This is a genomic window from Chryseobacterium subflavum, assembly GCF_055762745.1.
Map to the genome: position 1 here is coordinate 70,069 of NZ_JBVTMR010000007.1, position 22,571 is coordinate 92,639.

Below are 22,571 nucleotides of genomic sequence, written 5' to 3' on the forward strand. Positions count from 1 at the left end.
TACAGATGATATGATGAAAATGGAAATTTTGTCTAGTTACCTCAGTGTTAAAAATACAATATTCGGAAATTTTGTCCAATTTATTTATAAATTCAATAATTGAACACTTTTTGTGTTATACGACCCGAATTAAATGATTAAATTAGATCAAGGACATCAGACTTTAGATACGGATTTAAGAAATTAAATTTAATTCAAAGTCTGAATGGTCTGAAATCTGATGTCTAAAATCTATACACTTTAAGTCAACCCAAAAATATAAAATATGAATTTAAATCAATATACTGTAAAATCACAAGAAGCCATTCAGGCAGCCCAGCAAGTTGCTATGGAATTGGGTAATCAAAGCATAGAACCTCAACATTTACTGGAAGGAATCTTTCAGGTAGATGAAAATATTTCACCTTTTTTACTGAAAAAATCGGAAGCCGATGCATCTTTGGTAAGAGAGAGAAACCGTGAAAGTTTAGAAAGACTTCCTAAAGTTCAGGGAGGTAATATTTATCTCTCACAATCAGCAAATAAAGTCCTATTGGATGCGCCGAACATTGCAAAGAAAATGGGTGATGAGTATGTAACAATCGAACACTTATGGCTGTCACTTTTGGATACTTCATCTGAAGTTTCTAAAATGCTTAAAGATATGGGGGTTACCAAAAGCTTACTGGAAGGCGCTATTAAGGAATTAAGAAAAGGGAGCAAAGCAAATTCTGCAAGTTCAGAAGAAACTTACCAATCTCTCAATAAATATGCTAAAAATTTTAATGAATTAGCAGCAGAAGGAAAACTGGATCCGGTAATCGGACGTGATGAAGAAATCCGTCGTGTATTACAGATTCTTTCCAGAAGAACAAAAAACAATCCGATCCTAATTGGAGAACCAGGTGTAGGTAAAACTGCAATTGCAGAAGGGATTGCACATAGAATTATTAACGGAGACGTTCCTGAAAATCTGATGGATAAAACTTTATATTCATTAGATATGGGAGCATTAATCGCCGGAGCAAAATATAAGGGAGAATTTGAAGAGCGTTTGAAGTCTGTCGTTAATGAGGTAATAAAGTCTGACGGACAAATTATTCTTTTCATTGATGAAATCCACACATTAGTAGGAGCTGGTGGTGGTGAAGGCGCTATGGACGCAGCAAATATTTTAAAACCCGCCTTGGCAAGAGGAGAATTAAGAGCAATAGGTGCCACTACCTTGAATGAATATCAAAAATATTTTGAAAAGGACAAAGCCCTTGAAAGACGTTTTCAGAAAGTAATGGTGGAAGAGCCGGATACAGAATCTGCGATCTCTATTTTACGTGGAATTAAAGATAAATACGAAGCGCATCATAAAGTAAGAATCAAAGATGAGGCTATTATTGCAGCAGTTGAAATGTCTCAAAGATACATCTCAGACCGATTCTTACCGGATAAAGCAATTGACCTTATTGATGAGGCTTCTGCCAAGTTGAGAATGGAAATCAACTCCAAACCCGAAGAGCTTGATGTCTTGGATAGAAAGCTTATGCAGATGGAAATTGAGCTGGCTGCTATTTCAAGAGAAGGCAATCAGACCAAAATTGACCATTTAAAAGAAGATATTTCAAAAATTTCCGAACAACGAAATGAGATTAATGCAAAATGGTTGAAAGAAAAACAAAAAAGTGAAGATCTTACACAGATTAAAAAAGATATTGAATCTTTAAAACTAGAAGCGGAAAGAGCTTCCAGAGCTGGAGATTATGCCAAAGTAGCAGAAATCCAATATGGAAAAATCAAAGAAAAAGAAGATGACTTGCAGAAGCTGGAACTTGAAATGCAAAATCATCAGAACGAATTAATAAAAGAAGAGGTAACTGCAGAAAATATCTCCGAAGTAATTGCTAAGTGGACAGGAATTCCTGTAACAAAACTTTTACAATCGGAAAGGGAGAAATTGCTGCACCTTGAAACAGAACTTCATCACAGGGTTGTAGGACAAGAAGAAGCCATTCAGGCTGTTTCTGATGCGATCAGAAGAAACCGTGCAGGATTGAGTGATGAGAAAAAACCAATAGGATCCTTTCTTTTCCTCGGTACAACAGGTGTCGGTAAAACAGAGTTAGCAAAAGCGCTGGCTGAATTTTTATTCGACGATGAGAACAATATGACCCGAATAGATATGAGTGAATATCAGGAACGTCATTCTGTTTCCAGATTAGTAGGAGCGCCTCCCGGATATGTAGGATATGATGAAGGAGGACAACTTACAGAAGCAGTGAGAAGACGACCTTATTCAGTTGTTCTTTTGGATGAGATTGAAAAAGCCCACCCTGATGTTTTCAATACCTTATTGCAGGTTTTGGATGATGGTCGTTTGACAGACAACAAAGGCAGAGTTGTCAACTTTAAAAACTCAATTATCATTATGACTTCTAACCTGGGCTCACATTTGATTCAGGAAAATTTTGAAAACATTACTGAAGCCAATCAGGATGAAATCGTAGAGAAAACAAAAGAAGAAGTTTTTGACTTATTAAAGCAAACTCTTCGTCCGGAGTTCTTAAACAGAATTGATGAGATTGTATTATTCCAGCCTTTAAGAAAAAAGGAAATTGGAAAAATTGTTCAGTATCAGTTGCGAGGCTTTAATGATATGTTAGCAAAACGAAATATTATCATGACAGCAACTCAGGATGCCGTAGATTATTTAATGAATAAAGGATATGATCCTGCTTTTGGTGCAAGACCTTTAAAGAGAGTTATCCAGCAGGAAGTTTTAAATAAACTATCCCGCGAGATTCTGGCCGGAAATGTAAATGACGGAGACCGAATCACTTTGGATTATTTCGATGAAACAGGTCTGGTTTTCAGACCGGCGGAAAAATAAATAGTTTTTTTCATATATATTATTTTTGTAGTAAGTGCTGTAGACAAAATCTACAGCACTTATTTTTGTTAATTCACATTGACATAACATCTGGACAACGCTATGAAAGTAACACATAACGATATCAAAAAAGATTCAAGTGTAAAAAAAACGGTAGAAATTATTATTTCTACCGCTTTTTTATTTTTATCCGGACATCAAAGTTATTTAAGAGCCGGGAGATTATTTAGAATATTCAAATTTTTACTATTTGCATCATTTCCCTTAGGAAATGCTGTAAAAAAGATACATTGGCTTCCTGCCTTTTGCTTCCCTTTATTCACAGCGCCCGAACTGAAGCTATTCTGTCCCATATTAATTGCAATATTCACGTCAGTAATACCATTAATCACAGCCTGTTCTTTTACATATTGAAGATATCCCTTCAATAAACCAATACTATAAAAATATTGCTTTTTAACTTCAATCCCTTTTGCATCCAACGTCTTTTCATTGTTTAATGCATAGGTTTTGTCTAAAAGTGAAGCTGTTTCATTAGCAATGAGATAATTATTAATATTCTTATCTAAGATATCATTTTTATCTGCTGTCGCATCAGGAGGAATAATACTACCATGATTCATTGCCTCTACACAATTAGCCGCAGAAACAGTATCTGCAGGAGTTTTGTAAGACATTAGATACATAGTCTGATATCCTTTATAATCTTCTCTCTGATGAGCGTCCACTTTTTCGGAAGAAGGGTATTGTCCGATATTAACCCCAATTAATGCATCTTGCCCTGCTTTCTCTTCTACATTTGCAATAAACGCTTCCAAAATTTCTATTGGATAAATTACCTGTCTTGCATCTTCGGCTGACAATCCCCTAGCTGTTCGTCCCCCTAATAATACAGCGTAGTTATTAGTGAGATAAGTATCTGCCAGCGCCTGAGCTGTTTTACTATCAATTAATCGGTCCTTGTAATTTTGAGAAATTACTTTATCGCTTGATGCTTCACTTTCATTATCACTGTTGCATGATTGAAATAACATTCCAACCGATAAAAGTCCCAATATGGCAATGCTAAAAAGTTTTGTTTTCAAAATTATTTTTTTTTCTACAAGTAAATATATTCAATTATTAATAATTATAATATAATAAGCATTTATTTTAACATAAAAATAAAATCTAATTAAGATTCGAAACATCAATTTTTTCACCAAAAAATTACCATTTTATAAAGAAAATCCATCTTCCCGTAAAATCACGGATAACAAATAGGAGAAATCCCTGTCATTTAACCTAAAATTTTTCCGAGATTTGCATTACTAACTAACACTGTGTTTAAAAAACTAACATTATGGAAACAAAACCTATTCTCGAAGGTGATGTGGAGACACTAAGTCTTCCAAACACTATGAGTAATGTCTTTATTCAGGAGCTGATTAATAATTACCGTAATAATCAACTGAAAGCAATTAATTCTACTCTTGAAATGACTGATGCAGATTCTATCTGGTTTGACTTGCCTAAATTGAAAAAATTCATTAACGATCTTGAAACAGAAGCTAAGAAAGTGAATCCCGCAACCAGTGAAAGTGATTTGGGTATTAGATTTTATTATGCTGCTTATCCTAAGATTGACAATTGGACAATTATGGAAAGTCATACTGTTCCAAAAGAGTACGCTGAACGACATACTTTAATAATGGTTCCCACTCTAAAAAAAGAAGACAAAAACGGAAAGATTTTACATTACGATTTCAATCCATCCAATTCCAATGGTCAGGTAATCGCTATGGCATTAAAATCTCGAAATACAACAGATCCTATTGAAGAAGAAGGCGGACTAGCACAAAACCACGGAAGCTTAATTCCTCCTGATTCTCCAATTGTTCAAAACTATTAAGTAAAAAATGGATTCATTGCGAAGTGTACTGGACTATTCATTATATTGTACAGAAGGTTTATCCGCTTTAGTTTCGATTTTTTTTCTAAAGTCATTAAAAAATCAATACTGGAAGTACTTTTCAATATATTTGATAGCAATTTTTATATTTGAGTCTTTTGGCAGGTATGGAAATTTTTCCTTATTTTCAAAAATCAAATATTATAATTATTTTGTAATCCCCATGGAATTTTTGTTTTTCTATTGGTTATATGCTGCAAAATCATTCAACAATAGAAAACTATTCGGGATCCTTTCATTATTTTATCTGATTTCATTTATTCCCAGTGAACTGTATTTTAAGGAAAGTAAAATAATTTATTCATTTAATTATACTTTTGGGTGTTTACTTTTAATGATTTTAGTTATCATGGAGTACTATAAACAGGTGAATTCTGAAGATATAATCAATTTCAGTAACAATAAAATGTTTTATATAAATCTGGGAGTAACATTATTTTATATTGGAACACTTCCATTTTTTACATTTTATACACTTCTATATTATGACAACCGGGAAATCTGGAGTATTTATTGCAATTACTCACAGATTTCAGATATTATCATGTATTTATTATTTTCAGCTTCATTCATATGGGGAAAACGGAACTTTTAATAACCATTATTTTATTTAACGTATTCTTTGTATTATTCGTAGCTGCGCTAATGGTATACATTAGAAAATACAGACAGCGAAAAAAAGAGTATTTAAATGAAATTGAAATAAAAAATGAAATCCATCAGAAGGAGCTCTTGGCCACTCAGCTGGAGATCCAACAGGCTACTATGCAACAGATTGGCCGTGAACTTCATGACAACATAGGACAGAAACTCACATTAGTAAGCTTGTACACTCAGCAACTTTTATACGAAAATAAAGTTCCTGAAGTCAATGAAAGAATAGAACAGGTATCACAGATCATCAACCAATCCCTTCAGGACCTTAGAAGTCTTTCGAAAACTTTAACTGATGATAATATCAATCAAAAGGAAATCGTAACCTTAATTCAGGAAGAAGTCGACAACACCAATGCTTTTAAAAAATGTAATGTAAGCTTTAAACATAATTTTAAACAACTGGATCTGGGATTCGTACATAAGAATGTACTTTTGAGAATCACCCAGGAATTTATTCAGAACAGTATAAAGCATGCCCACTGCAAAAATATTTTCATTAACCTCAATACTTCGAATGAAGCACTTTGGGAACTGAATATCCAGGATGACGGTATCGGATTTGACAGGACTAACATAAGATCTAATGGCATTGGATTAACCAATATGAAAAACAGAGCGGAAATCATAGGAGCAGACTTCACTCTGGAAAGTTTAAAGAACAAAGGAACAACCGTTAATATTACACTAAAAAGACAGCCATGAAAAAAACAATTGTTATCGTTGACGACCACATCCTTATTGCGAAGGCATTGGAAGGTATTATTGACAACTTTAAAGATTTTGAAGTTATTTATGTCTGTGAAAACGGAAAAGATCTTATTCAGAAATTCGAAAATAACAATAAAATTCCTGATATTATCTTACTCGACATCAGCATGCCAATTATGGATGGTTTCGAAACCGTGTTATGGCTCAAAGAAAACCACCCTGATATTAAAGTAATGGCCTTGAGCATGCAAGGGGATGACAAAAGCGTCATCAAAATGATAAAAAACGGGGCAAAAGGGTATTTATTAAAAAACACCCACCCTAAAGAACTGGAAACAGCTCTTGTGAAATTAAATACGGAAGGATTCTTTTATCCGGAATGGGCGTCACGCATTATATTTTCTAATCTGAACAATGAAACTGAATCTAAAGATACAGTGCGGATTTCTGAGCGTGAAAAAGAATTCCTGAAATATACAGTTACTGAACTAAGTTATAAAGAAATAGCTGATAAAATGTGCTGCAGTCCAAGAACTGTGGAAAGTTACAGAGACCAGCTTTGTGAAAAATTAGATTTGAAAACCCGTGTGGGACTCGCTGTTTTCGCCATGAAAAATGGATTCGACTAGTTTCTCGAATTGCTTACCGATTAAAAACCTTTTCCAATTTAAATTATAAAAAGTCCCTTTTTGAAATTCAGAAAGGGACTTTTTACACTGTAAATACTGGCAAAAGAAGGACAAAACATTCGAAGAGCAGTAAATCATACCTTCCCATAATACGTTTTATTAATTATGCAATGAATATCAATTTTACTTACATGATTATAAACAAAATAAAGATTCAGATATGGAAATTATGAAAATGAGTAAAAACACGAAAACACCGCCAGTAAAGTATAAAATCACCATAAAAGGAAATAAATTACTGAATTAAAAGTTATAAAAACCCATAAAATAATAGCAATTCATAAAAATGAGATTTTGCAAACTCACCCAAAATAATATAATTTCGTTTTTCCACAAATAAATTTATAGAAACTATGAAAAAACTATTATTTGGAATCCTGGCATTAGGATTCATGTCCGCTTGTAACAGCGACAATGTTTCAAATCAAGGTGAAGAGACTGCAAACAAATCTGCAACTGCTTCAGATTTAGCCAACAGAAGATCTTGTCCTTCAGAAGAAATCAGAAAGCAAACACTTCAGAACAATCCTGAACTCAGACAAAAGTATGCAGCTATTGAAGCGAATACTGAAAGATTTGCAAACGCAATTAAAATGGGGAAAGTTCTTGCAGATGGTACTGTTGAAATTCCTGTGGTAGTAAATGTATTGTACAATACTTCTGCACAAAATGTTTCTGATGCCAGAATAGCAGAGCAAATTGCTGTTCTTAATGCTGACTACGGAGGTACGAACAGTGATGTAAATAAAATACCAACAGAATTTCAATCTGTAAAATCAGGAGATGTAAAAGTGAGATTCAGACTAGCAAATACCGTAAGAAAATCTACAACTAAAACAAGCTGGAGCACTAATGATGCCATGAAAAAAGCTTCTTCCGGAGGTATTGACGCCACCAATCCTACCAACTATTTCAACATCTGGGTAGTAGGCAGCATGGGACAAGTTCTTGGATATGCGACCTTCCCTGAATCAGCAGGATTATGGAATGATGGGGTGGTGATTGCAGCTCCTTATTTTGGAAAAACAGGAGCATCTTCTCCTTTCAATTTGGGAAGAACGGCTACTCATGAAGTAGGACACTATTTAAATCTTAGACATATCTGGGGTGATGCAAATTGCGGAAACGATCAGGTAGCGGATACACCTACACAAACAGGAGCTAATTATAACAAACCTACATATCCTGTATACAATACTTGTAGTGGGGTATCAAGATCTATTATGTTCATGAACTATATGGACTATGTAGATGATGCTGCAATGTTTATGTTCTCTGCAGGGCAAAAAACAAGAATGCAGGCAGTTGTAAGTTCTTCTGGTCCTAGAGCAGGTTTAAGAGTATTATAAGTTTTCTTAATATGTTAAAAAAGCCTTTCTCAGTTTTGAGAAAGGTTTTTTTTTATATTTTTGGCAAATTTTAAAATTTAAAATAAAAAACACACAATGATGAATAAATTAGTATTAGCATTTTTTATGCTGCTTACCTTATGCCTATACAAGGCACAGGATACTCTTCAGCAAGAAAACAATCTCTCTCATTCTATTTCAGAACCTCCCGCACTTTCAGAGAAGGTACCTTTCTTAAAAAAAGAATGGGTCCAAAAATCAATTGCCCCAACATTATTATTTACCGCTTCAGCAGCTACCTGGGGTGAGCGTAAAAACATCCGTGACATCAGAAATCGATATCTGCCGGATTTTAAGGCTAGTTTTGACGATTACCTTCAATATGCTCCTGCTGCTACGGTGTACGGTTTGAAGTTAGCGGGAATTAAAGGACGTAATAATATTGGAAGAGCTACTTTATCTTATGCCACAAGTTTAGCTATTATGGGAATCATCGTCAATTCTGTAAAGTACACATCTAAAGTTGAACGTCCGGATGCATCAGCCAAAAACTCTTTTCCATCCGGGCACGCTGCAATGGCTTTTGCCAACGCCAGCTTTCTACACAAGGAGTATGGACTCGTAAATCCGGCTTACAGTATTGGAGGATATGGCGCAGCTACATTGACAGGACTTGGAAGAAACCTGAATAACAGACATTGGATGCCTGATATTCTTGCGGGTGCAGGAGTAGGGATTATTTCTACTGAATTAGGATATTTTTTCATTGATAAATTTTACAAGAATAAAGGAGATAATCTAAGCCTGCTTTCCAGGATAGAAAGTAACGGATATCCTTCTTTTCTGTCTATAAAAGTGGGATCAGCACTCGCTACCACGAACTTCTTGAAAGAATCTGAGCTCGATAACAGAAAGCAGGTTGGTTTTGATGCAGGATTAGAAGGAGCCTATTTTTTTTCAAAAAAATGGGGAATTGGAGGAGATCTTAGCTTTAGTAGTTTCCCGATCAAACCTCAAAGACTTACTTTGGATGATGAGGAACACTATGAAAACTTTGATATCACGACTCAGTCATTAGGATTTCTCAATTTTGGTTTGGGTCCATATTTTTCTCATGAATTTGCAAAAAACTGGGAAGTCATGTTAAAAGCTACAGGTGGCTATTCAATACCTGCAAGCGGAAAAATTTTTGTTAAAAGTGAGCATATTGGCACTCCAGACAATCAATTGGAGCTGGCAACTTATAAACCTTCAAAGGCTTTCAGGCTTAATTTAGGAAGTGCTATTACTTATAAATTCAATCCTGAACTCGGGATTACCGCCTACGCCGAATACAACCAGATTAAGTCCACGATGAATTACCACTTTAGCGACCTGGTGAAAGACGACGAAGAAATGAACGAAGTATTCAACACTTCTTTTGCTAAAGAAAAAGTTAGATATATAACGATTGGATTAAGATTAACAGCTTATTTCTAATAATCAAAAAGCCTTCAGAATACTGAAGGCTTTTTGATTATAAATTTTTAGAATTATTTTCAGGAGTATAATCCATAAAAATATCCCCATCAAGTTTGATCGATTTTACTTTATTTTTTACAGGAATCGTAAGAACTGCCTGTTTTTGATTTTTCTCCCATAATGAAGGTGTAAAATGAAGACTTTCAATTCCTCCGTCGTCATAAGTTATTACAGCATCAAAAGGAATTGCAAAACCTCCGACATTATCAATATTTATTGTAAGCAATCCGTTCTCCTGAGTTCCTTTTGTAATTTTGAGATCGATATAATTGTTTGTATAGAACCAATTATTCCAGAACCAGTTCAAATCTTTCCCTGATCCTGTATTCATAGAATTAAAATAATCCCATGGAATCGGATGTTTTCCATTCCAATTGTTCATATAATGGTGTAATGCTTTTTTAAACAGATCATCCCCAAGATAATCTTTTAAAGCCAGATAAGACAGAGATGCCTTTACATAAGAATTATTCCCATATCCTGCTCCACTTACCTGTGTACTCATGGTAATAATGGGCTGATCCTGTTCGGCAGAAGGATCATTGATCCATTTCTTTACCCTGAAATTTTTATAAAAATCCTTTGCTTTAGCTTCACCATTCTCATCAATTCCAATCAGATATTCGAGGGTTGTTGCCCAACCCTCATCCATAAAAGCATATCGTGTTTCATTGATCCCCATATAAAAAGGGAAATAGGTATGAGCAGTTTCATGATCTGCCGTTAATCTCGCATCTTCAAAATTATCCGGAATACTGTTATCATTAATCATCATTGGATATTCCATATCAGCATATCCCTGAACAGCAGTCATTACAGGATATGGATACTCCACGCCCGGCCAGTTTTTAGAATACCAATCAAGGTTATAACGCATCCAGTCTACATAATGTTCAAAATCTTTAGCACCTGCTTTGTATGCAGACTGCACACTTGCTCGTTTTGTTTTGAGCTGAACACTTGCCCCATCCCATACATAATGATTACTCAAGGCGAAACAAAAATCCGTGATATTAGCGGCTTTGAATTTCCAGGTATTCCACTTATTCTGCTTAGTTACCTTTCCTGATTTCATTTCCTCCTGGCTTGCAATATGAACAACCTGATCGCTCCTCAGAGATGTCTTGTATCTTTTTAAATAATTAGGCTGTAAAACAGCTTCGGGATTGAGAAATTCTCCCGTTGCCCAAACCACATAATTTTTGGGTGCAATGATTGCAAAATTATAATCATTAAAATCATTGTAGAATTCTTGCCTGTCCGAATGTGGCAGCATATCCCAGCCATTATAATCATCATACACTGAAATTCTTGGGAAAGAATAAGCAACATAAAATGTTTCAGGATCAATCTGTCCTTCTCTTTCACTTTTTACAGACAATGGATATTCCCACTCTATTTTAATTTCTGATTTTGATTTCGATTTAATAGCGGTTTGCAGCTTTACACTTGCAACAGTTCCCCAATCATCACTGTTTATGTTATATTTTTCCCCATTTACAATAAAAGATTTGATATGCAATCCTGAAGATAGAAAGTCTTTGGATACAAAGCCTGATCTCGGAGCTTGTGGCTTATGAAGGTTATTGACAAACCTTATGGCTAAAGAGTGTAAATCGCCGGGGCTATTGTTACTATAAGTAATCGTTTCTTTTCCGGAAACGATTTTTGTATTATCATCTACTTTTACTTCTACATTGTATATCCCTTTATTCTGCCAGTAATTTTTACCCGGAGCCCCGGAAATATCACGCGTCCCATTTTCATATGCTTTTTTTACATTTCTTGGTATGTATAGTTCTTGTCCTGAAAAATAGTGTGCTGAAGCAACCATTAAACATCCAAAAAGCAATCTCTTCATATCTATTTTTTAAAAATAAGTCTCAAAATTAGGTAAAATGTAACAGAGAAATATAATTAATCACCGCACAGATACTGATATTAGCAAATTTTAACGTATGTTTTTTACATCCACCCTTGTTTATCAGTTTTTTTGTTGTTCTAGCCCTATTAAGACAAAAGCTAATCCAATCCCTGAGAGGAATTGGATTTGAAATTATTTTTCCGAATAAAGAAGATTAGATTTATAATGAAAGCTCTGCAATAACCGGAAAATGATCCGAAGGATACAGCAGGTTTTCTCTTCTGTCATTAATATGCCTGTGAGATTTTATTTTCATTCCCTTTACAAAAATATAATCAATTCGGTCTTTAGGAATTTCATTGACATTAAATCCGGTGAATGTCCCTTTTGGACCATAGTGTTGGGTTTCAGAGTTATAAAAACTATCCTTCAGATTTTGGGAAATAATCTTTATAGGCTCACTGTTGTCTGTTAAATTGAAGTCTCCACTTAAAGTTAAAGGCAGATTTCCAGGATTCAATTCTTTTATTTTTTTAAGAATCAACTCCGCAGATTTCACTCTTGCAACATTTCCAACATGATCAAAATGAAGATTCATTGCTAAGAATTCTTTTTTAGATTTTCTATCTTTAAAAACTGCATATGTACATACCCTGTTGCATGCCGCATCCCAGCCTCTGGAAGGCTTATCCGGTGTTTCCGAAAGCCAGAATGTACCGGATTTCACAACCTGTAACCTTTCATTATCATAAAAAATAGCTGAAAATTCACCTTCTTCTTTTCCATCGTCCCTGCCCACACCGACATAATTATAATTTTGCAATCCTTTTTTAAGGTCTTTCATCTGTTCTGGCAATGCTTCCTGAACCCCAAAATAATCCGGATGATAATACATTAATAAATCCTGTACATCTTGCTTTCGTTCTGTCCATGCATTTTCCTTATCAGATTCTACCTGTAATCTGATATTGAAACTCATAACTTTAAGGTTTTGTGAAAACCCTATAACAAAAAACAAGACAAACACAATTGAAAATCTAAAACTCATAATCATCTATTTTAAATAATAATTAAACAAAAATAAGGCTTCTCTACCAGAGAGAAGCCTTAAAACCATGATTATATTGTTAATTTTCTGTATTCTTTTTTAAAACAGAATTATTATTCCTTCGTTAATTTAATTTCCTTTTCACCCTGAGTAATCGTCATTGTTTTCTTGTCTTTAGCAAATGTAAAAACAGACTGCCCGAAAAGAAACTTATTATCTCCGTTGTATTCAAGAGGAAATTGTGCATCTCCACCGGCCTGGCCGAAAAGTTGTCCGTTTTTTACTTTAAATGTCAGCTTTAATGGAATCTCTTTGCTTCCAAATGTCCCTGTAAAATCTTTAGGATCAATTTTATCAATTTTCTTGGTATCTGTTACAGAAGCAGAATTGTTTTTCGGATTGATATCGGGAATCTGAGAATTAGGATCCACCTTTACCTCTTCGATTTCCTTAGCAGATTCAATTTGAAAAGTCCATTCTTTATTACGTTTCCAAACCTCAACCGGAAGCTTTACAATTTGTGTTGTCCCGTCTTTAAATCTTACCTGAACTGTAGTTGGCATAGGTAATTGCCCCAGGTTTTCTACCGTAATCTGAGCTCCATTTTTAAAGTCACCACTTATATATTTTACACTTTTAACGGATTGATCAATTTTCCATTTATTAAAGAACCATCCTCGCCAAAACCAATTAAGCTCTTCACCCGAAACGTTCTCCATGGTATGGAAAAAGTCCCAGGGAGTAGGATGTTTGAAAGCCCAACGATCTATATATGTTTTAAATGCTTTATCAAATTTTTCAGGTCCAAGGATTGACTCTCTCAAAATGCCTAAGCCCATACCCGGTTTGAAATAAGCAAGAACTCCGATACTGTGTTCTTTCATATTATCCGGTCCTACCATAATCGGTTCAAAATTATCGCTCATCAAATAACTTCCTGTTTGTGCAATATTTTGCTTTTTGTAATACTCCCCTTTATTGAAGGCTTCAGTAGAAAGCTGATTAATGAATGTATTAAAACCTTCATCCATCCAGGCAAATAACCTTTCATTAGATCCCACAATCATCGGAAACCAGTTGTGTCCGAATTCATGATCCGTAACTCCCCAAAGATCATCTCCCTTGGAATCCATATGACAAAACACAATACCCGGATACTCCATTCCACCTTCATTACCCGCAACGTTTGTAGCTGCAGGATAGGTATATTCATACCATTTCTGAGAATAATGTTCTATCGCAGCTTTCGTGTATTCGGTAGATCTTCCCCAGGCTTTTTCACCTCCACTTTCAGCCGGATACGCTGATATTGCCAAAGACTTCTTGCCACTCGGCAGATTAATTCTTGCCGCATCTAAAACAAATGCAGAAGATGATGCCCATGCAAAATCCCTGGCCTGTTCTATTTTAAACTTCCATGTTTTCGTTCCTGAAGATTGATTTTTACCTATCTCCGATTCAGGGCGGATCATTACTGTTTTATCACTATTTCTTGCCTGTTCCCAACGGTTATTTTCCTCCTTGCTATACACTTCTTTCCCATTAAGAAGTTCCCCTGAGGCAACAACATAATGATTAGCAGGAACGGTTATACTGGCATTGATATTTCCATATTCCAGATAAAACTCCGAAGCTCCCAGATATGGCAATGTATTCCATCCCAGAACGTCATCATACACACACATCCTCGGATACCATTGTGCAATCGTAAAAACTTTACCATTTTTAGTTTCCTGTACTCCCATCCTATCAGAACCATATTCAGGAGAAATAAATGAATAATCAATACTAATTTTCGCCACTCCTCCTTTTGCCTTCAAAGCTTTTGGTAAATCAATCTGCATTCTGGTGTCGGTAATCGTATATTTTACATCTTTACCATCAAGTTTTACCGATTTAATTTTGTAACCACCCTCCAATTTTTCTCCATGGGCTCCATTTCTACTTCCTGAAATAGGAACTACCGCATTACCACGGGAATCCTGATGAAACAAATTCTGATCGAGCTGAAGCCAAAGAAAACTCAGCTGATCCGGGCTGTTATTGGTATATTTTATTTCAGCAGTACCGGTTAACTCGTTTTTAGTGTCATTTAAACTCACGTTAAGATTATAGTCTGCATAATTTTGCCAATAAGCATGTCCCGGCTGTCCACTTGCAGAACGGGTTTCCGTGCCTGTTTGTGGATAGAAAAACGGCTTAAATGCCTCTACATAATCATATTTAGGTGTTTCCTGAGCAAAAGCAGATCCTGAAAACAGAAAAACCGCTATCGCAGAAACAAAGGTTGATACTTTACACTTCATTTTAAAAATTTATATACTTACTTAATGGATAGGTAAAAAAAATCCCGGAATTGTTACAAATCCGGGATTTTTTAACTTATTTTGAATTAATTTGATTTTTTAGACTTGATCATTGCCTCTAAAGCATCCCACATTTCCTGAGGAATATCTTCCAACATATTAAACTCTCCTGCTCCTTGCAACCATTCACCACCATCTATAGTAACAACTTCTCCGTTCATATAAGCAGAATAATCCGAAACGAGGTAAGCTGCTAAATTAGCCAGCTCCTGATGCTCTCCGACTCTTCTCAACGGAACTTTTTTTCTCATATCGAATTTCTCCTGGAGATCTCCCGGCAATAATCGATCCCATGCTCCTTTTGTAGGGAAAGGTCCCGGAGCGATTGCATTAAAACGTATTCCATATTTTCCCCATTCTACCGCTAAAGACCGAGTCATTGCCAAAACTCCTGCTTTAGCACATGCGGAAGGAACGACATAAGCAGAACCTGTCCACGAATAAGTCGTTACAATATTTAAAACAGTTCCGGGAGTTTTGGAATTTATCCAATGTTTTCCTACGGAAAGTGTGCAGTTTTTTGTTCCCTTTAAAACAATATCTAAAATAGAATCAAATGCAGAATGTGTTAATCTTTCTGTAGGTGAAATAAAGTTCCCTGCGGCATTATTCAGCAAAATATCAATCCTTCCGAATTCCTTTAATGCGGCTTCCTTCATAGCTTCCACTTCATCCCAGTTTCTCACATCACAAGCCACACATAACACTTTTCCTCCTGTTTCCTCTTCCAGTTCTTTGGCCGTTCCTTGTAATTTTTCGATATTCCTTGAAGTAATCACCACTTTAGCGCCCAATTGAAGAAAATATCTGGTCATTGCTTTTCCCAAGCCGCTTCCTCCTCCCGTTACAATAGCTACTTTATCTTTTAATGCGTCTTCACGCAACATTGGTTGTGTATACAGATTCATACGATTTAATTTTTCCTAAAAATAATAAATATTCAACGGATAAAGCTCAGAATAAGTTTATAAATAAATGTTATAAATAATTGTTCTTTGTTTTTTATTTAATTTTACCACTCTAAAATTTATGCATCCATGAAAATATCAGGAACTCCATTTCTTTTATTCTTCCTGTTTTTTAGCCTTAATTATAACGCTCAAAAATTTGAAAAACTATCTCAATATGTAAATCCTCTTATAGGTACTGAAAAAATGGGACACACCTATCCCGGAGCCACTGTTCCTTTTGGTTCCGTACAGCTCAGCCCTGAAACAGATACCATTTCATATGAACTTAATGGAAAATATAATGGAGAAGTCTATAAATACTGTGCTGGCTACCGCTATGAAGACAAAACCATCGTCGGTTTCAGCTCTACACACTTTAGTGGAACCGGGCATTCCGATTTAGGAGATTTTCTAATGATGCCTACTGTTGGAAAACTTCAGTTTAATCCGGGCACCGCTTCTCATCCGGAAAGTGGTTACAGAAGCAGGTTCTCTCATCAGAATGAAAAAGCAGAAGCCGGTTACTATAAAGTGAAACTGGATGACTCTAATATTTTGGCAGAGCTTACAGCTACTACAAGAGTCGGAGTTCAGCGGTACACGTTTCCAAAGTCTGATCAGGCCCACATTATTCTGGATCTGATGGCTGGAATTTATAATTACGAAGGAAAGAATGTCTGGACATATGTTCGGGTAGAAAATGATCATACCATTACCGGATACAGACAGACTAATGGTTGGGCAAGAACCAGAACAGTATACTTTGCGATACAATTTTCAAAACCATTTAAATCATACGGCCAGAAAAATTATGATGGAAAGCAGGTATATGGAGGCTTCTGGAGAAAATTCGACCAGACTAAAAATTTCCCTGAAATAGCCGGAAAAAATCTGAAAATGAATTTTGATTTTGACACCAAGGAAAATGAAGCCATTGAAGTAAAACTTGCTTTATCCCCGGTGAGCCAAAACAATGCTCTTGATAATCTGGAGAAAGAAACAGGAAATTTATCTTTTGATCAGGTAAAAGCCCAAACACAGGAAAATTGGAATAAAGAGCTGAATAAAATCATCATTAAAGGTTCCGATACCGAAAAGACCAATTTCTATACCGCCATGTACCATACCTTTATTAATCCAACAATATATATGGATAGCAATGGAGAATACAAAGGTTTAGATCAGAATATTCATAAAGCAGATGGTTTTACCAATTACACTACATTTTCCCTCTGGGATACCTATCGGGCATTACATCCTTTATTTAATATTATTCAGCCTAAACGAAATAATGACATTGTAAGATCCATGATGGCCCATTATAAGCAGTTCTCTTTGAAAATGCTCCCGATCTGGTCTCATTACGCCAATGAAAACTGGTGCATGAGTGGTTATCACAGTGTGAGTGTTGTTTCAGATGCTATCATCAAAGGTGTTTATACCGGTGATGCAAAAGAAGCGCTCTATGCCTGTGTTGCAACAGCAAATAAAAGAGATTATGAAGGAATTGGGCAATATATTGATTTAGGATATATTCCTGCTGAAAAAAGCGGAACTTCTGTGTCCAATACTCTGGAATACGCCTATGATGACTGGGCAATTGCTCAACTGGCAAAACATTTAGAAGAAACAGAAATTTACAATCAATTTATTACACGTTCTGAAAACTGGAAAAATAATTTTGATAAAAGTATTGGTTTCATGCGGCCCCGTTTAGCAGATGGAAGTTTCAAAAAGGATTTCGATATTCTGAGTACACACGGACAGGGATTTATTGAAGGTAATTCGTGGAATTATAGCTTTTTCGTTCCACAAAACCCCAATGAACTTATTACGATCATGGGAGGAAAGAAAAAATTTGCATCCAAACTTGATGAATTGTTCACGATGCATTTATCCGATGAGTTTTTTGCCGATACTGAAGACATTACGAGAGAAGGAATCATTGGAGGATATGTCCATGGTAATGAACCCGCTCATCATGTAGCTTACCTGTATAACTGGGCTGGGCAGCCATGGAAAACACAATCCCAGATTCGCCATATTCTTGAAATGCAATATAAAGCTACTCCTGATGGATTAGGCGGAAATGATGATACAGGACAGATGAGTGCATGGTATATTTTAAGCTCACTCGGATTTTACCCGGTAGCTCCGGGTTCAGAAGATTATGCAATTGGAAGCCCGGCAGTTGATTACGCAGTACTTAATCTGGAAAATGGAAAAACGTTTGAAATTGAAGCAATTGATCAGAGTCCACAAAATGTATATGTTAAAAAGATTCTTTTAAATGGTAAAGAAATTAAAAACTTTACCTTAAAGCATTCCGATATTATAAAAGGTGGAAAACTCAGTTTTTATATGAGTGGCAAAGCAAAAAAATAATAAATCTGCAGATTTACAAGATCAATTTTTCGAAACAAAAATAAAAAAGACTACTGTGAGTAGTCTTTTTCTTTATTATATACAGGACTGGGTTTCAACCTTCCTCCCGAATTAATCCTCAACTTCAAAAAGTAATCGCTCACCAAATTTTTCGTCAGCAATTTTTCCATCATCGAATACAAGATTCCCATTGACAAATGTCTGGGTAATTTTAGAATGAAAATTCATACCTTCTAAAGGACTCCAACTACATTTATAAAGAATGTTTTCTTTATTTACTGTCCAGTTTTCATTTAAATCCACCAAAACCAAATCTGCTTTATATCCTTCTCTTATAAAACCTCTTTTCTCTATTCTGAAAAGAATTGCGGGATTATGGGACATCTTTTCAACGATCTTTTCCAGAGAAATTTTCCCATTTCTGAAATTTTCGAGCATCACATTTAATGAATGCTGAACCAACGGTGCTCCGGATGGACATTTTGTATAAACATTTTGTTTTTCTTCCCAGGTATGAGGAGCATGATCGGTAGCAATTACATCAATTCTACCATCTAAAAGAGCTTCCCAAAGTCCGTCTTTGTCCTTCTGAGTCTTTACTGCCGGATTCCATTTAATTAGACCTCCTCTTGTTTCATAATCATCGTTGGTAAATGTTAAATGGTGTACACAAACTTCCGCGGTGATCTTTTTATCTTTTAAAGGAATGTCATTTCTGAACAAGGCTGTCTCTATAGCTGTTGACAGATGGAAAACATGGAGTCTCGCTCCTGTTTTTTCTGCTAATTCGATGGCCTTGGAGGAAGATTTATAACAAGCTTCTTCACTTCTGATGAGATGATGAAACTTAACAGGAATATCTTCTCCATATTGTTCCATGTATTTCTGGGTATTTGCTCTTATCGTTGCTTCATCTTCACAGTGAACAGCAATCAGCATTTTTGTATTGCTGAAAATATTTTCAAGGGTTTCAGGATTGTCAACCAGCATATTTCCTGTAGAAGAACCTAAGAATAACTTGATTCCCGGAACATTTCTCGGATTGGTTTTAAGCACCTCTTCAAGATTATCATTAGTCCCTCCCATCATAAATCCGTAATTAGCGTATGCTTTTTGGGATCCTATTTCATATTTATCCGCCAACAATTCCTGCGTTACAGCGTTAGGTACAGTATTCGGCTGATCAATAAAACTGGTAATCCCACCTGCAATTGCTGCTCTCGATTCACTTTCAATATCTCCTTTATGAGTTAACCCCGGTTCACGAAAATGCACCTGATCATCAATCACTCCTGGTAAAAGATATTTTCCGGAGCCGTCAATAATCTGATCTGCTTCATCAGAAATATGGGGTTGTATTTTAGAAATTAAATCGTCTTCAATTAAAATATCGCTTTCAAAGATTTTTCCTTCATTTACGATAGTAGCATTTTTGATAAGGGTCCTCATTTACTTTTCTTTAGACTTTATATTCCTTACAAAATTAAGGTTTATGAATGAATTTTAATATCCCTGATAAAAAATCAATTTCTAAATATTTACATTTGCAAGAAATTTCGCATTTTGAAAAAACTTCTTAACGAAACTATTATCTATGGAATAGGGGCAATTATGCCGAGAGTGATTGTAGTATTGCTGAATTATTTATTCATTAAGCATATTAATGTTAATGATTTTGCCATCTTCACCAATCTGTATGCATTAATTTCTTTTGTTAATATTGTTCTTTCTTTCGGCTTCGAAACGGCTTACTTCAGATTTTCCTCCAACAAGAATGACGAGCAAAAAGTCTTTAATACCTCTTTTTGGTTTTTAGCCTCTTTATCTCTTGTCTTCCTTATCGTAGTATTGCTTTTCAACCAGCCTATCGCCGATGTTTTTGGCTATTCAAAGACTCCTGAATTTATACGATGGTTTGCATGGATTGCTTTTTTTGACAATCTTCTTGTCATTCCTCTGGCATGGCTCAGGTTCCATAACAAACCAATAAAATATGCTGCTGTAAGGGTAATTCAGGCAGTATTTCAAAGTATTTTTGTAATTGCTTTATTTTTATACATTCCTGAAACGATCAGCTCCAAATTTGGGCTACGGGAAAAAGTAACTTATCCGTTTTATAGTAATTTAGTCGCAAGCTTTTTGGGATTTCTTCTGGTTTTTCCCATTATTCTGAAGCTTAAATTTCAATTTTCAAAAGGTCTTTTCCTTCAGATGATCAAATATTCCTGGCCGATAATGATTGCTGGTCTTGCATTTATGGTGAATGAAAATTTTGATAAATTTATTCAAAAATTCATTATTGATGACAGCTCAGCAGGAGCCTATGGGGGATGCTACAAGATGGCGGTACTCATGACGCTGTTTGTAACGGCATACAGAATGGGAATCGAACCATTTTTCTTCAAACAAATGCAAAATGAAAATGCAAAACTAACCTATGCGAAAGTAACTGAATATTTTTCTTTTTTTGCCTCCATCGTTGCATTGGGAATTATTGCGAATGTATCATGGATAAAGCTTCTTCTGGTTCCCAATAGTTCTTATTGGATCGCCATCAACATTATTCCTATTATTGTAATTGCCAACTTGTTTTTCGGAATATATTATAACCTTTCAACCTGGTATAAAGTAACAGACAGAACCCGGGTAGGTACATATATTTCGTGGACCGGAGCTATTCTTACGATTGTTTTGAATCTTGTGCTTTTACCAAAATATGGCTTTATGGTTTCGGCATGGGTAACGTTAGCTGCTTATTTTACTATGATGGTACTATCTTATTTCCTGGGCCAAAAATACTATCCTATCCCCTACCGAATGAAAAAAATCGCGTTTTTCATATTACTTTTGGGAGTTTTCAGTTATATCATAGCGAATGTATCCGACTATAACTTCTGGATCGGAAACCTATTGTTTTTGTTCTACACAGGAATTCTATTATATACTGAGAAAAATATGTTATTAGCAAGAATGAGAAAAAACTAAACTTTGGTCTCTATTTTGATGCTAATGAATTTGAAAAAATTAAACAAATATTTAATATAATACACCGTTTCAATACTATGGCTTTATTTATGAACAAAAGCCATCAGATTAAAAACAACTAAAAATACCCTAATATAACTTATGAAAATTATCGTTCCAATGGCTGGACGTGGTTCCAGATTACGTCCACATACCCTAACCGTTCCAAAACCTTTGATTCCCATTGCCGGAAAACCAATTGTACAAAGGCTTGTAGAAGACATTGCTAAAGTTGCCGGTGAAGAAATTGAAGAAGTAGCCTTTATTATCGGAGATTTTGGCCCTGAAATTGAAAAATCCCTGATCCATATTGCAGAAAAACTAGGTGCAAAAGGAAGCATATATTATCAAAATGACCCTTTGGGAACGGCTCATGCCATTAAATGTGCGGAAGATTCTATGCAGGGCAATGTAGTTATCGCGTTTGCTGATACTCTTTTCCGTGCGGACTTCCAGCTTGATAAGAATTCAGATGGTGTTATCTGGGTGAAAAGTGTAGAAGATCCTTCTGCATTTGGTGTTGTGAAATTAGACAATTATGGTTTTATTACAGATTTTGTTGAGAAACCAACAACTTTTGTATCCGACCTTGCCATTATAGGTATTTATTACTTTAACAGTGCTGAGAAGTTAATGGATGAAATCAATTATATCATGGATAATGATATAAAAAATGGAGGAGAATATCAGTTAACAACTGCATTGGAAAACTTAAGAGCTAAAGGTGCCAAATTTACTTTAGGAAAAGTAAATGACTGGATGGATTGTGGAAACAAAAATGCTACGGTAGAAACCAATAGCAAAATTCTTGCTTACGAAAGAGAAGAGATGTCTCAATATCCATCTTCGGCCGTTATCGAAAACTCGCTGATTATCCAGCCTTGCTTTATCGGTGAAAATGTAAAAATTTCGAATTCTAAGGTAGGTCCCGGGGTTTCATTGGGTAACAATACTATTATTGTAAATTCTAATATTGAAAATTCATTGATCCAGGAAAACACAAGAATCAACCATGGAAACCTGTCTAATTCTATGATTGGTAATTCAGCACAGTATTTTGGAGTTGCCAGAGAAATTTCTTTGGGTGATTATTCTGTTTTAGATTTTCTATCTAAATAGTTATAAGAAAAGCAGCAATAAATAAGATATATTCAAACCACACAAAATGTTTTGTGTGGTTTGGCGTTAATATTGCAAAG

15 protein-coding genes are annotated in these 22,571 nt (G+C 35.3%); 9 read left to right on the forward strand and 6 right to left on the reverse strand.

Features of this window, described 5'->3' with window-relative positions; all coding sequences use genetic code 11:
• The first annotated feature begins 265 nt into the window (after window positions 1-265).
• Complete coding sequence (gene clpB, locus AC0INN_RS21380; RefSeq protein WP_273650622.1) at window positions 266-2,860, forward strand: ATP-dependent chaperone ClpB; 2,595 nt, start codon at window positions 266-268, stop codon at window positions 2,858-2,860.
• A 203-nt stretch (window positions 2,861-3,063) separates the two neighbouring features.
• On the opposite strand, the gene AC0INN_RS21385 is transcribed toward clpB, so the two are convergent.
• The gene (locus AC0INN_RS21385) at window positions 3,064-3,945 is read right to left on the reverse strand and encodes a hypothetical protein (protein WP_273650621.1); all 882 of its coding nucleotides are present in this window, start codon (window positions 3,943-3,945) and stop codon (window positions 3,064-3,066) included.
• 257 nt (window positions 3,946-4,202) lie between these two features.
• On the opposite strand from AC0INN_RS21385, the gene AC0INN_RS21390 reads away from it, so the two are divergent.
• The 5 genes from AC0INN_RS21390 to AC0INN_RS21410 all read left to right on the forward strand — a co-directional run bounded on the left by AC0INN_RS21390 (window position 4,203) and on the right by AC0INN_RS21410 (window position 9,693).
• Window positions 4,203-4,751 (forward strand): hypothetical protein, encoded by a 549-nt coding sequence (locus AC0INN_RS21390; protein WP_172284309.1) that lies wholly within the window; start codon window positions 4,203-4,205, stop codon window positions 4,749-4,751.
• 633 nt (window positions 4,752-5,384) lie between these two features.
• A complete protein-coding gene (locus AC0INN_RS21395) occupies window positions 5,385-6,170 on the forward strand; it encodes a sensor histidine kinase (protein WP_273650619.1) in 786 nt (261 codons plus the stop codon).
• A complete protein-coding gene (locus tag AC0INN_RS21400) occupies window positions 6,167-6,805 on the forward strand; it encodes a response regulator transcription factor (protein WP_172284311.1) in 639 nt (212 codons plus the stop codon). Before AC0INN_RS21395 ends, AC0INN_RS21400 begins: the two co-directional genes overlap by 4 nt.
• Window positions 6,806-7,218: 413 nt before the next feature.
• Window positions 7,219-8,214: a zinc metalloprotease gene (locus AC0INN_RS21405; RefSeq protein WP_172284312.1), complete on the forward strand. Its 996-nt coding sequence runs from the start codon at window positions 7,219-7,221 to the stop codon at window positions 8,212-8,214.
• A 96-nt stretch (window positions 8,215-8,310) separates the two neighbouring features.
• Window positions 8,311-9,693: a phosphatase PAP2 family protein gene (locus AC0INN_RS21410; RefSeq protein WP_306615022.1), complete on the forward strand. Its 1,383-nt coding sequence runs from the start codon at window positions 8,311-8,313 to the stop codon at window positions 9,691-9,693.
• A gap of 37 nt (window positions 9,694-9,730) precedes the next feature.
• On the opposite strand, the gene AC0INN_RS21415 is transcribed toward AC0INN_RS21410, so the two are convergent.
• The 4 genes from AC0INN_RS21415 to AC0INN_RS21430 form a co-directional block, all read right to left on the reverse strand.
• Entirely contained in the window at window positions 9,731-11,596 is a 1,866-nt protein-coding gene (locus tag AC0INN_RS21415) for a M1 family metallopeptidase (protein ID WP_306615024.1), read from the reverse strand.
• Window positions 11,597-11,819: 223 nt separating this feature from the next.
• Entirely contained in the window at window positions 11,820-12,578 is a 759-nt protein-coding gene (locus tag AC0INN_RS21420; RefSeq protein WP_306615026.1) for an endonuclease/exonuclease/phosphatase family protein, read from the reverse strand.
• Window positions 12,579-12,760: 182 nt separating this feature from the next.
• A complete protein-coding gene (locus AC0INN_RS21425; protein ID WP_306615028.1) occupies window positions 12,761-14,953 on the reverse strand; it encodes a M1 family metallopeptidase in 2,193 nt (730 codons plus the stop codon).
• Window positions 14,954-15,039: 86 nt separating this feature from the next.
• Window positions 15,040-15,921, reverse strand: coding sequence for an SDR family oxidoreductase (locus tag AC0INN_RS21430; RefSeq protein ID WP_306615030.1), 882 nt, complete (start codon window positions 15,919-15,921; stop codon window positions 15,040-15,042).
• Window positions 15,922-16,050: 129 nt separating this feature from the next.
• On the opposite strand from AC0INN_RS21430, the gene AC0INN_RS21435 reads away from it, so the two are divergent.
• Window positions 16,051-18,348 (forward strand): GH92 family glycosyl hydrolase, encoded by a 2,298-nt coding sequence (locus AC0INN_RS21435; protein ID WP_306615032.1) that lies wholly within the window; start codon window positions 16,051-16,053, stop codon window positions 18,346-18,348.
• A gap of 111 nt (window positions 18,349-18,459) precedes the next feature.
• Here the strand turns inward: AC0INN_RS21435 and AC0INN_RS21440 are convergent, their stop codons facing one another.
• A complete protein-coding gene (locus AC0INN_RS21440) occupies window positions 18,460-19,797 on the reverse strand; it encodes a dihydroorotase (protein WP_306615034.1) in 1,338 nt (445 codons plus the stop codon).
• Window positions 19,798-19,911: 114 nt separating this feature from the next.
• Between AC0INN_RS21440 and AC0INN_RS21445 the strand changes: the two genes are divergently transcribed.
• Window positions 19,912-21,333 carry a lipopolysaccharide biosynthesis protein gene (locus tag AC0INN_RS21445; RefSeq protein ID WP_273650613.1) on the forward strand — a complete coding sequence of 474 codons (1,422 nt, stop codon included), beginning with the start codon at window positions 19,912-19,914 and terminating at the stop codon, window positions 21,331-21,333.
• A gap of 141 nt (window positions 21,334-21,474) precedes the next feature.
• Window positions 21,475-22,491: a sugar phosphate nucleotidyltransferase gene (locus AC0INN_RS21450; RefSeq protein WP_172284320.1), complete on the forward strand. Its 1,017-nt coding sequence runs from the start codon at window positions 21,475-21,477 to the stop codon at window positions 22,489-22,491.
• Window positions 22,492-22,571: the final 80 nt, after the last annotated feature.